The organism is Cupriavidus sp. IK-TO18 (assembly GCF_015549295.1).
GTDB classification, from domain to species: domain Bacteria; phylum Pseudomonadota; class Gammaproteobacteria; order Burkholderiales; family Burkholderiaceae; genus Cupriavidus; species Cupriavidus oxalaticus_A.
Genome location: NZ_JADGMP010000016.1, coordinates 161,485 through 173,655 on the forward strand (window position 1 = coordinate 161,485; position 12,171 = coordinate 173,655).

General features: G+C 59.7%; 10 protein-coding genes. 7 read left to right on the top strand and 3 right to left on the bottom strand.

The window, feature by feature from the left end; all coding sequences use genetic code 11:
- Nucleotides 1-329: 329 nt before the first annotated feature.
- Both IPF36_RS15000 and IPF36_RS15005 read left to right on the top strand, forming a co-directional pair.
- Nucleotides 330-1,469 carry a porin gene (locus tag IPF36_RS15000; RefSeq protein ID WP_133094939.1) on the top strand — a complete coding sequence of 380 codons (1,140 nt, stop codon included), beginning with the start codon at nt 330-332 and terminating at the stop codon, nt 1,467-1,469.
- Between the two features lie 531 nt (nt 1,470-2,000).
- Entirely contained in the window at nt 2,001-2,690 is a 690-nt protein-coding gene (locus IPF36_RS15005; protein ID WP_368671150.1) for a hypothetical protein, read from the top strand.
- Nucleotides 2,691-3,209: 519 nt separating this feature from the next.
- Here IPF36_RS15005 and IPF36_RS15010 read toward each other — a convergent pair.
- Nucleotides 3,210-4,667 carry a hypothetical protein gene (locus IPF36_RS15010; RefSeq protein ID WP_368671151.1) on the bottom strand — a complete coding sequence of 486 codons (1,458 nt, stop codon included), beginning with the start codon at nt 4,665-4,667 and terminating at the stop codon, nt 3,210-3,212.
- A gap of 203 nt (nt 4,668-4,870) precedes the next feature.
- Between IPF36_RS15010 and IPF36_RS15015 the strand changes: the two genes are divergently transcribed.
- From IPF36_RS15015 to IPF36_RS15025, 3 genes are all read left to right on the top strand, one after another.
- Nucleotides 4,871-5,500 (top strand): Crp/Fnr family transcriptional regulator, encoded by a 630-nt coding sequence (locus IPF36_RS15015; protein WP_255519774.1) that lies wholly within the window; start codon nt 4,871-4,873, stop codon nt 5,498-5,500.
- A gap of 456 nt (nt 5,501-5,956) precedes the next feature.
- Complete coding sequence (locus IPF36_RS15020; protein ID WP_195428504.1) at nt 5,957-6,562, top strand: YitT family protein; 606 nt, start codon at nt 5,957-5,959, stop codon at nt 6,560-6,562.
- A 285-nt stretch (nt 6,563-6,847) separates the two neighbouring features.
- A complete protein-coding gene (locus tag IPF36_RS15025) occupies nt 6,848-7,474 on the top strand; it encodes a tyrosine-type recombinase/integrase (protein ID WP_133094936.1) in 627 nt (208 codons plus the stop codon).
- 246 nt (nt 7,475-7,720) lie between these two features.
- On the opposite strand, the gene IPF36_RS15030 is transcribed toward IPF36_RS15025, so the two are convergent.
- Entirely contained in the window at nt 7,721-8,017 is a 297-nt protein-coding gene (locus IPF36_RS15030) for a hypothetical protein (protein ID WP_133098365.1), read from the bottom strand.
- A gap of 655 nt (nt 8,018-8,672) precedes the next feature.
- Nucleotides 8,673-9,863, bottom strand: a complete 1,191-nt coding sequence (locus IPF36_RS15035) for an MFS transporter (protein ID WP_133098366.1) — start codon at nt 9,861-9,863, stop codon at nt 8,673-8,675.
- 183 nt (nt 9,864-10,046) lie between these two features.
- On the opposite strand from IPF36_RS15035, the gene IPF36_RS15040 reads away from it, so the two are divergent.
- Both IPF36_RS15040 and IPF36_RS15045 read left to right on the top strand, forming a co-directional pair.
- Nucleotides 10,047-11,009, top strand: a complete 963-nt coding sequence (locus IPF36_RS15040; RefSeq protein WP_133098397.1) for a GlxA family transcriptional regulator — start codon at nt 10,047-10,049, stop codon at nt 11,007-11,009.
- A gap of 129 nt (nt 11,010-11,138) precedes the next feature.
- Complete coding sequence (locus tag IPF36_RS15045) at nt 11,139-12,149, top strand: GlxA family transcriptional regulator (protein ID WP_133098367.1); 1,011 nt, start codon at nt 11,139-11,141, stop codon at nt 12,147-12,149.
- The last annotated feature ends 22 nt before the right edge of the window (nt 12,150-12,171 follow it).

The following is a 12,171-nucleotide window of genomic DNA, read 5'->3' on the forward strand; positions in this document are numbered from 1 at the left end:
CGGCTGACTCCAGCCATTCGCCGCGGAAGCATCGCCCGGTCACCCATGGCCGGCTGGGTCTGCTCGCCCTCGTAGCGCGTGAGGTCACTCAGGCTGATCGCTGACAGCACGCTGTTGTGGTGCGTCGGCAGGCACTCACCGCCGCGGTGATACCGCTTGCACGGACCTTCCGGCGTAGTGCATCGACCGCGGGCCCGTGCGGCTCTTGCCCTCTTAGTAGTAGTTCCGTCAAGGCCGCCCCTTTTTGACACGAAAAGGGACGAATGGATCAACGCGTCCATAGGGGCGCCCCTCATGCCAGAAGGTTTGACCACGAAAGGGAGACAAAAATGAAATCGACGTATGGGATCAAATGCCGCAGTGCCGCGCTGACGCTGGGTGCGTGGCTTGCCTGTGGCGCAGCGCAGGCTCAATCCGGTGTGTTGCTGTATGGAGGGGTCGACGCAAACCTCGAGTATGTCAATCACTTCTCGACCGTGACGCCGTCCGCTGAAAACGGATTCAGCACGGGTCCTGGTACGAGCGTCTACCGCCTGAACTCGGGTGGCTTGTCGGGCTCGCGCTTTGGCATGCGGGGAACCGAAGAGCTTGGTGGCGGCCTGAACGCAATCTTTGTGCTGGAAGGCGGCTTCGGCCTGGACAATGGCATGATGCAGCAAGGGGGGCGCCTGTTTGGCCGCCAGGCATTTGTCGGCTTCGATGACAAGGGGATTGGTACCTTCACCTTTGGTCGCCAGTACATAAGCTGGTTCGACGCGCTGGCGAACTTCTCGCCGACAGCCTTCTCAACGCAGTATGAACCGATCGTGGCACAGATTGGCATGGACTTCCGCTCTGACAACACATTGAAGTACACCGGGGTATTCGGTCCCCTGACTGCAAGCGCCAACTGGTCGTTTGGCAACGGGGTCCTCGGCAATGGTGAAGTCCCGGGCCAGTTTCGTCGCGACACCGGCTATGGCGCCGCATTGACGTACGATTCTGGCCCCTTTTCCGCAACCGTGGGATACAACCAGTACAACCCTACGCTGACCACGGCGGGCGACACTGGTAGCTTTAAGAAAGCCGCCTTCGCTGCGAGCTACAGCTTCGATGGGCGCGCCAAGCTGATGGCTGGCTACCGTTGGGGTCAGAGCAGGGGTGCCGATGGCTCAACGGTTTTGCGTGATGACTTCTACTGGGCGGGTGCCAACTACAACCTCACTCAGGGAATTGAGTTGACCCTGGGCTACTACTACGACGACATCAAGAAGTTTGGCGATAGAAGTATGAAGAACCCATGGCAGCTCTCATTCATTGCCGACTACCGTCTTTCCAAGCGGACTGACGTCTATCTGACGACAGCATATTCGAAGAATGCAGGCCTGAACTTCGACACGTCCGCAATCAGCTTTATCAACGGATACTTCCTCGGCACGGGACAGAGTTCGATGTTCGGCGCCGCTGTCGGCATCCGCCATAATTTCTGAGTGCGCCGGGAGACCGGCAAGGAGTAGGTGGTGAAAGTCCACTACGATGAAGGAATAGCGAACCACATCGGCCCCGAGCCGTGCGCAGGCTACCGTGAGGTGGTCGGCGAAGCGTCGGTAGGGGAACGTACGGGCCAGCCATTGAGCCGCGATAGTTGTGTAATTCCGGGTGCCGACGCGGTTCAGAACGCGGAAGGCAACATGGAGGGGTGCGCGAGCGCGAGCGCCCCGACGGCCCGGCGTGGTCGAAGAACCTGGCACGTACGGACGCTCTTTGCGCGGGAACCGGGAGATCTCTCGTCTGGCCAGTCGCAGCATGGGCTGGTCCGCATCGGGAAGGCGAGGAGCCGTAGCCGATGATGAACGGACGGGAGAAGTCAGACTCCGCCGTAATAGCGAAGAAGCCTGCGAACAACGCCGGGAGACCGGCTGCGGAGTGGGTGGAGCGAAGCGCGGGGACCAAGGGGAACACGGGTCAGTCCAACACGTGCCGGGCACAGAACCGGGTAAGCGTGCCACAGGGATTGGAACGTGTACGTCAAGCTGCAAGGCAGCGGAAGAGTGTATCTGCACTACGTGTTTGATCTCTGGGCCAACCAGTGGCGACGGCGAGAAGCTAAAGGCAACGTCATTATCCTGCGGTACGCGGATGATGTTGTTGGTTTCGAGCACGAAGCTGACGCGCGGCGCTTCTGGGACGCGATGCGAAAAAGGCTGGAGGAGTTCTCGCTGGTGCTTCACCCGGACAAGACGAGCCTACTGGAATTTGGTCGCAACGCCGCGGCTAAGCGCCAGAGCCGGGGTCTTGGCCGGCCGGAGACCTTCGCCTTCCTGGGCTTCATCTTTATCTGCGGACGATCGCGTCGTGGTGCCTTCCAGTTGCAGAGGAAGACCCGAGGTGATCGCATGCGGGCGAAGCTCAGGCAGATCAAAGCGGACCTGCGGCGGCGCATGCACGAACCGATACCCGCGCAAGGAAACTGGCTCAGGCAGGTGGTGCGCGGATACTTCGCGTACCACGCAGTACCGACGAACTGGCGAGCGCTCGGCGCTTTCCGCTACCACGTTGTCGACCTCTGGCGGCGTGCGCTCCGGCGCCGCAGCCAAAAGGATCACATGACGTGGACGCGGGTCGAGCGGATAGCGGATGCCTGGCTCCCACAGCCTCGAATCCTTCATCCATGGCCCGACCGGCGCTTTGACGTCAAACACCCAAGGTAGGAGCCGTATGCCCGAATTGGGCTCGTACGGATCTGTGCGGGGGGTGCTCAGTAATGGGCATTCCTACCGCGATTAGAGATGCTCTTTTGTCCCCGCTGTCTCCGAGCGGCGGGGACGTTTTTTGTCATGTTGCGTCTGCGGCAGCGAGCCGCGCTCTTTACCGACCGGCTCTTGTCGGCCAGTCTGAGTCATTCAAGGACGCACCGTCGGATGACTGAGGAGGCCGATTTGCTGCCGTTCGACCGAGGGAAGGCGTTGGCCGTAGTCGGGCCAGGAGCGGCCCTTCATGCATTTTCCATTGTGACCACTCGGGCGGCCGCCGTTGCAGGCCTATTCGAGGCAACCAGTTGGCGCGGAGCGAGCGAACTGCGAAAAGCTGGGGCAGCTCGCTCCGCGCCTGCTGGCCCAGCCTTCGATGGGGGGAGGTCCCGACCCGTCGGGTACCAAAGTGGAGCGGTGGCTCTGCGATGTCGCCAGCGGCCGACCGCTCCGAGAGAAGTTCGCCGGCGCTGCGGCGAATCAATGCCTGCCCTGCATGCATGGCACCGCGGTCTCGAAGGCTGACGTCGACATGTAGCGGCCTGCCGGGTAATAGTCGCCCATCACCTGGCGCTCATCGCCCGGCTTTGAGATGGCCTGTACCGCATGGGGAAAGTCCGTCGTCCCAAGCATGTGCCGCAGTTGCACCACCGAGACATCGGCGTCGCCAGCGCCATCCCCGTCATCTGCCATTGGCAGCCAGGCAATGCCGCATTGTGCGATTGCATTGCTCGGACGGTCTTCCTTGCGGCTCACTACGATAGTGTAGAAGCCATCCGGACCAACCGGCACCTGCTCATCATAGACGCAGCCATTTACCCGTGTATTGGCAAAGCCCTGGTTCGAGCACATGGACCAGTACCTGAGTTCGCCCGTGCCCATCACCGCATCCCCGTTGGCGGTGCGCGGCGTGGTTGGCGCCTTGCCGCGAATGACGAACACCTTGCCCAGCTTGCGGTTGACGATGGTGCGGATGTACTGGTTGTCGAGGTTCGGATAGAAGCCGCCAGTACTCTTCTTTGGGCTGGCCAGCGGTTTCCCGGTGTACAGGCTGTAGAGATACTCTCGGTCGTACTGGATATACCAGGTGGGCGGGTTGGTTGCCGGATACGCAGGCTGATTCTTCTCCCTGCCTACCTCCCGGGCGATGGCAACAAGTTCGCGGTATTTCTCCCTCGGGACCGCGAGCGCTGCCGGATCGATCTGCATCGGCTGCTGGGCGCGCAAGACAGGACACGCCGCATCACCCCTCAGCACCCGGCCGTCCGCGAGTGTCAGCACGGGAATGGGCAGTCCGACGCCTCCAGTCTCGTCCATTTGCTTGTCTCGCGCATAGATGCGATAGAGGAGGTGCTGTTGACCGGATCCGTACTTCGGGGCGTGCAATGTTGTGCGCTGCTGCCCGAGCAGGTTCATGCCCACAGGCTGGTCGGCCGGAGGCGCTGCGTCAACTACCGTCAGCGAATAGCCTCGTGCTTCAGCATTGCGATTTGCCCCGGGCAGGAAGGGATTCACCGCACCCGCTGCGGGCCTGATCAGATAGTCGGCAACCGATTCGACAGGAACGCCGGCGCCGTCATAGCTGATCAGCGACATATACCGCGAGTGCGGAAAGTTGCCTTCAATGGAAAGCCTGGCGCCCTCGGGAATTGAGAACGTCGCGCTCCAGTAAAACGTGGCGGCATCAGGGTATGCGATATTAATGTACGGATCGGCACTGACCGGGCCACGCGACCAGAAGCAACTGCGCGGGCCGGGAGCCACATTTTTGGCAACATCCGCGACCGCAGCCCCGTCAGACCTCGACGGCCGCGATTGCGCGGCTACCGTGCCAACTGCGCCGCAGGCAGCGGCAAACGCCAGTGCCATGGCGATTCGGCGGCGGACTTGATGGCATGCGGCCGAATTGACCGATCTCGAACCAGAATGCTGTTTCACGACTCGTCTCCTTGCTGTTGTCAAGCGTTCCGGCCAGCATGGCCAGACTGGAGGGCATGCTACATTTGAAGGGCCCTGCCACTTGTCGCCCAGGCGACAACTCATCTCGTTTCTTGTCCATGCCCGCCCCTGGTGACTTCACTGATCAAGAACTCCGACGCATCCTTGTAAGCAATGCGTGGTTTGCGAATTTGCCCACAGCCTTGCAGGACAAGCTCATTTCCCGCGGGACAGTGCGCACCTTCACCAAGAGGGCGGTGATTTCCGCGCAGGGAAGTACGCCTAAGGCGATGGGCGCTGTGCTGGAGGGCCACGTCCGCGTTACGCGCGTGCTGGTTGGCGGCGAGGAGAACCTCTATCACGTAGGGGATCCCGGCTTCTGGTTTGGCCCATTGGCACTGATTACCGATGCGAAGACCACCGTGGCAGTGATAGCTGACACGGACGTCCGGATATTCTTGCTTTCCAAGGCGCAATTCGAGCGAATCGCAATGGAAGATCCGATCTTCTACCGCTACCTCGCGCTGTTCATTGCGCAGCGCTATGCCAGCATGCTGCGCCACATCTCGGATTCAAAGCTGATTTCACCGGAAGAGCGTGTTTGTTCAAAGCTGGCGGAATTGCTGCAGCTACAGAGCCCGGGCAATGGACAACTTGGTCCTGTCACTGTCAAGGTGTCCCAAGTGGACCTGGCTGCAATAGTCGGCGTGTCGCGCCAAACGTTGAACGAGCTTTTGAAGAAACTAGAGAGGCGCGGGTTGATCGAGATTGCGTTTCGAAGCATCCGGGTGGTGAATCCGGTGCTGTTGCGGGGCAACGATGACTACTGGTAATCATACCGTCCACATTCCGGATTGCGCCTTGCCGCCGCGGTCGAAGCTGACCGCCTCATTGGGATGCACAGAGACGCTGACGGGCCCCAAACCGGTCGGTGAAGCAGCCTACTCGACTGTCGCAAAATCGGCCGACTCGGACGTTCCACCTGACATTGTCCAACGGCGGAGGTGGGTCGGGTACGGCCAACGACCTTTCCGAATCGGATGACGTTAATCGGCCATCACTGCCCTCCATACCTGCCAGTCAATGGCCCAAGCGGGTCGAGATATCCCGCTTTCATATCAAAGAGACGAGATAGGCCGGACTGACGAGTGCCTATTCGGCCGCCTCAGCAGGCAGGGATACTTGACCGTGATCATGCGAGATCTCGTTCGGCATCGCTACACTTCACCTGTCGTAGTCCGCCACGCAATCCGACTCACCTGCCCAGGCAGATCCCCAGGGCCCCCACCATGACGCCTGCAAGCCCCCGCCACACCGCCCTCGAGAACTTGCAGGCATTGTTGATAGGCACATTGCTAGTTGCGCTGGCGCTAGCAATGTTCAAGCAGTCCGGATTGCTGTCCGGCGGCACGGCTGGTCTCGCATTGCTTGCCCACTATATCGGTGGCCTGCCGTTCAGCCTGGCTTTTTTCGTCCTCAACCTGCCCTTCTACTGGCTGGCATGGAAGTATATGGGCAGGACGTTCACGTTCCGGACGTTTGTTGCCGTGTTTCTGGTTTCCGTCGAAAGCGATCTGCTACCACGCTGGCTTAGTTTCGCCACCCTCGATCCGCGGCTCGCTGCAGTACTTGGAGGTGCACTGCTGGGAAACGGATTCCTGATTCTGTTCCGGCACAGAGCAAGCCTCGGCGGTGTGGGCATCCTTGCGCTAGTGCTTCAGGAGCGTCTCAACTGGCGTGCCGGTCATGTACAGATGGCAGTGGATGCGGCGATCGTCGCAGCCGCGCTGGTGACCGTTCCATGGCCGCGAGTCGCGCTATCCATTCTCAGTGCAGTCGTGCTCAATTTCGTACTGGCGACCAACCACCGCCCGGGACGCTACGTGGTTCAGTGACCACCGACAGTGGATTTGCCCAGTCACCCGCATGTGGGGGAAAACTTCCCCCGCATACGCGTTGTCTTCACGCTGATTCTTTCCGCAAAGCTATCGACGAGATCATTTCTGCGGAGGCCGACCTGCTTTCATTCGACTGAAAGAGTGCGATGGCCGTGCCAGGCCAATAGCGGCCGCCCGTGGCAGCGTCCTCGGGCTTTTATGGTCGAACGTCCGAGTTCAGTCGATCAGCGACCACTGGCAGAGGCGCAGACTGGTTTCCCCTTCATCTGAAAGGAGACCATCATGGAAGACACCTCTCTCGACCACACGCGTCACGTTCCATGGAACAAAGGGAGGCTGACGGGCCAGAAGCCTCCACTGAAGTTGAACGAAATATGGGCAATCCGAACTCGGCTTCAGCTTACGATGAATGTTCGCGAACTGGCGATGTTCAACCTTGCCATTGACAGCAAGCTCCGAGCGTGCGACCTGACCCGCCTGCGCGTGCAGGACATCCGCATTGGCAGCCAGGTTGGCGCCCGGGCAACGGTTATGCAGCAGAAGACTCAGCGGCCAGTGCAGTTCGAGATCACCGAGCAAACTCACCAAAGCGTTCAGTGTTGGATTCATGCTCGTGGACTCAAGTTGGGCGACTATCTCTTTCCGAGTCGTTTGCACGCATCACCGCACCTGTCAACGCGACAGTATGCGAGGATCGTTCATCGCTGGGTCGCCTCCATTGGTCTTGACGATTCAGCTTACGGAACACATTCCATCCGGCGCACCAAAGCAGCTCTGATCTACCGGCGTACGAGGAATCTGCGAGCTGTTCAACTGCTTCTTGGACATACCAAGCTGGAAAGCACAGTACGCTACCTTGGCATCGAAGTGGACGACGCGCTCGAGATGGCTGAGCAGACCGAAGTGTAGTTACGAGACTTGGCCGGCCTGCGGTCGCTTGCCGGCCATGAAGGGACACTTGTCCGATGCGTCATCGAGCCATTCACGTGGCAGCTCTACTCTGCAAGCGGTCGTTCGATCGCCGAGAGACGGCGTCGCGTGCTGAATCAGGGCAAGGAACTGATACGGAGCGTTGCCGCAGTCTGAGAAGTCTGGGGACAGATACGACCGATTTCCCCCCTCCGCCATGGCATTTGCGGCGGAGGACGCCCCTAACTACTTGCTGGTCTTCTGCTCTTTCTCCTTTGGTGAAGAATTCGGCGTTTTGGGTTCGGCAACAAGAGAAGTCTGGGTCACCGTACCAGCCGTTGCGCGTGTCTTGTCGGTGGCCTGGGTCTGGGTTGCTTGACCATTCTCGTAGCCGGTCGCAACAGATTCCAGATAACCGGTCGGAAACTTCTGTTCGGGTGTTACGGCGGGTTCCGCCCAGACTGTATTGCCGGCACAAAGTGCGACGGCCCCAATGGCAATAACGTGCTGCCATGTTGGGGGCACAAGGAGTTCGTGATTCATTATCGCCTCCATATCCAACCCGGGTAATAACATAGCCTAGCGAGAGTCATGCCACGCCCATGAAAGGACTCCGATTACGGGCATAAAGTAGGTCTGATAGAATCGATTCAGTTGCTGGAAGCTGATAAGGTTTCATGCCTGAAATAGCAAAGGCATCACTAAAGTTCGAGCCCCGAACCAGTAGCGTTTTCTGAAAGTAGCACCCCAGATTAAAAGGGTATGCATCCGTGTCGAACTACTGCCATTGGTTCGCATTCCGACGTCCGGAGCGAATGCGGAATGGGCGACTGCTTGGATGAACCCTGCCACGCGTTGTGTTTCATCCTTGATTCGTGTTATGGCGAAAGAAGGCAGGAAATTCCTCACACGGATGAAGGGGCAAAGGATGCCGGACCTACCAGCCGATGCGCGAAAAATCGCTGGTGCCTGCGAAGCGGGAGCGCCGTCCGCCCCTTGGATTTTCGCAGCGGGCTAAGAAACGTCTCGCGCGCAGCGGCCGTCGCTTACCTTTGCACCATCCTCCGCAGATAACTGCGCGTTATCGACTCTTGTCGCCGCGCGCAGCAGCAGCTTGCCAGTGCTAATGCTAATTCAGAATCGCGTCCCGGCACTCCCGATCTCGTTGCAGAATCATTTGGGACTGCCATTAAGAAAGTCAGGCTGACTCTGTCTCTCGGGATACTGTCATGCGGTGACGCGCACCATGCCGCTCCAGGCAACGATGCGCGGCTGCGGAGAAAGCCAACGCCATCGCAATCAATGCGGCAGCGACAAGGCTCAGATACTCTCCGCCTGTGAGTGGAAGCACAACACCGCCAAGCACGCCTGAGCAGGCAAGTCCAATGTACGTCGCTGTATTGTTAAGCGCCAGCAGCAGTGGCGCCACATACGGCGACAGTTGTACGAGCCGGTGCTGTTGCGGAACGATGAGTCCCCATCCGCATATACCCCAGATGATCAGCGCGACAGCGGCACTCACTGGATTAGAGGAGGTCAACGGCAGCGCGCAGAAATTGATGATGGCGACCCAGAGCATCGCATTGAGAAGATTGCGGCTGTCGAACCGGTCCACGAGGCGGCCGGACAGCAGGTTCCCCAGCGTCGCGGCCACGCCCCACAACAGGAACATCCCCGCGAGAACCCGCTCGTCGCCGTGGGTTACAGGCTCCAGTACGACACCGGCATACGTGTAGACCATCAGGAAGCCGCCGAACGCGAATAACGAGGTAAGCAATGTCAGCGCGATCCGTTTGTCGCGCACCGGCGCGAGCCGCTCTCGCAGCTTGATGGCTGCGGGCCGCGGAACAGATGGCAGCATGGCCCAGACGCCGATCATGGCGGCAACCCCGAGCGCCGTGACGAACCACAGCGTCGATCTCCACCCTCCAAAACCCCCGATAAACGTACCGATCGGCGATCCAAGTGCAGTGGCGGCGGTGAGGCCGGTCGTTACCGTGGCCAGCGCGCGGCCGCGTTTCTCCGGTGCAGCAAGTGCCGAGGCCACACCCAATGCAGTTGGAGAAAACAGCGCCGCGCCGAATCCCGCCAGCACCCTGCTCGCCAGAACCCAGTGCAAGTCGGTGGCTAGCGCGCTGATGGCGTTGCCGACAACGAAAATGCCAAGGGCTGCAACGAGCAGAAGCTTACGTGGCAAGCCCCCCGCAAGAGCAGCCATGACCGGGGCAGCCACTGCATAGGTCAGCGCGTAGAAGGTAACCATAAGGCCCGCCATGCTGACCGATGTCTGCAACGATGTCGCGATTCCGGGAAGGATGCCGGCGACAACAAAGTTGTCGGTGCCCATCGCGAACATACCCAGCGCGAGTATCACTAGTCGACGATCCATACAAAAAATGCCTGGCTAAAGTTCAGGGGTTGTCTCCGCCCCTTGCAGGAGCGGCTGCCTAGTCACGCTGCCGCCCGCCGCGGCGCTTGACCACGAGGCAATCATATTCGTCGTTGACCGTGTCTCAAATGTCATATATACCATCAAATCAGGACATGGCTCATGACAGGATTCAAAGTACCCATGCATACAATTGGTTTTGTTGTCTTCCCTAACTTCTATTTGATGGGCCTGGCCGCGGTCACTGCATTCGAACTTGCAAACGTCGTTCTCGAAGAACGGGCGTATGAAGTCACGGTGCTGTCGGAGGAAGGCGGCCTGGTCCTGTCGTCCGCAGGAATCCGCGTCGAGTCACAGCCGTTTGGTGACACCGCATTCGACACGGTCATGTTCGGCTCTGGTGTCGAGATTGACATCGTTTCCGCGGCGCTGACGGCATTCGTCAGACGCTCTCTGAAGACGTCGAGGCGAATCGCGGCGCCCTGCACTGGCGCCTTTATCCTGGCACACGCAGGCGTCCTCGACGGGCGGCGCGCGACGACCCACTGGCGGTTCGCACACGACCTGCAGCGGCACTTCCCGAAAATCGCTGTCGAGGAGGATCAGATTTTCATCGTGGACGGACCCATCTGGACGTCCGCGGGCATGACTGCAACCATTGACATGGCGCTCGCCATGATCGAAAAGGACCACGGCCAGGAAGTGTCGCGCGCCGTGGCGCGCAAGCTTGTCATCTACCATCGGCGCGCGGGTGGCCAGTCGCAGTTTTCCACCCTGCTTGACCTCGACCCGAAGTCCGACAGAATCCAGAAGGCGATCGACTACGCCAATGCCAATCTGCGTAACGCGTTGACCGTCGACGAACTCGCAGACGTCGCCGGCCTAAGCGCGCGCCAGTTCAGTCGGGCATTCAGCGCGGAGACCGGTCAGTCGCCCGCCAAGGCCATCGAGCATTTGCGCGTGGAGGCGGCGAGGCTACTGCTGGAGAAAGGACGTCTTTCGCTGGACGTGATCGCGCAGGAGGTCGGATTTTCTGATCGCGAGAGAATGAGGCGCGCCTTTTTGCGCACAATCGGGCAGCCGCCTCAGGCTGTCCGCCGCATGGGCCGCGACGTGCGTGGGCCTGTTCTGCGCGCCGATCCATGAAGTCCAATAGCCATCCACTCGTGCGCGTACCCGGGAACGCGCCGCAGGCTCGAAAGAAGCACTGCGCCAGTGCCTGCACGGGGACGCTGCAAACTGAGCAAGCTCGCGAGCGAGAATCCTTCTTGTAATATGACGAAGATCACCGTCGGCATACTGCTATTCCCCGGCTTTCAACTTCTGGACGTGGCAGGTCCACGTGATGCGTTTTCTGAGGCCGAAGCGTTGAGTCGCCGCGTGCACCAGTACAGCATCATGACGATTGGATCGACGCGGGGTAGCATTACTTCTTCGAGCGGCATGACAGTCGTGCCTGACCGCACGATTTTCGATCCTTGCCCAGAGTTCGACACTGTTCTTGTCCCGGGCGGCGTGGGCATCTTCGATGCAATGCAAGACATAAGTCTTTGCGAATGGGTTGCAGCCCGTAGCCGAACCTGTCGCCGGCTTGCCGCGATATGCAATGGTGCATTCCTGCTTGGAGCGGCAGGATTGCTCAACGGCAGAACGGCAACTACCCACTGGATCGATGCCATCAACCTTGCCCGTCAGTTTCCGCAGGCCATTATCGAGGCGGATCGCATCTACGTTAAGGACAAGAGCATCTACACGACTGCGGGGGTGACTGCAGGCATCGATCTAAGCCTGGCATTGATCGAGGAGGATTACGGCAGGGGACTCGCACTCGATGTCGCTAAGTACCTCGTCGTCTATCTGCGGCGTGCGGGTGGTCAGTCCCAGTTCAGCCCCTTACTGGATGCCCAGGGAACGGCAAACTCGGAAGTCGAGCGGATACAGCATTATCTGCAGGAAAACCTGCGTCAGCAACATACCCTCGATTCCATTGCAAAAAAGGCGCACATGAGCGCCCGCAACCTTTCACGGCTGTTCGCCCGCGATTGCGGCATCAGCCCCATGGCGTTCCTCAACGACGCGCGAATCGATGCTGCCAGGCGCTTTCTGGAAGAGACCGATTTCTCGATGAAGGAAATCGCCACGAAGTGTGGGTTCGATAGCCAGACCGGGCTGCGCCGCGCATTCCAACGGAGGCTTCAGCTAACGCCGCTGGAGTACAAACAGCGCTTCCGCTCCATGCAGCCGGAAAAGCGGAAGGCTAGCACAGCATCCCCGAAGATCAAATGATCAACCGGGCCTGACGAGCCGG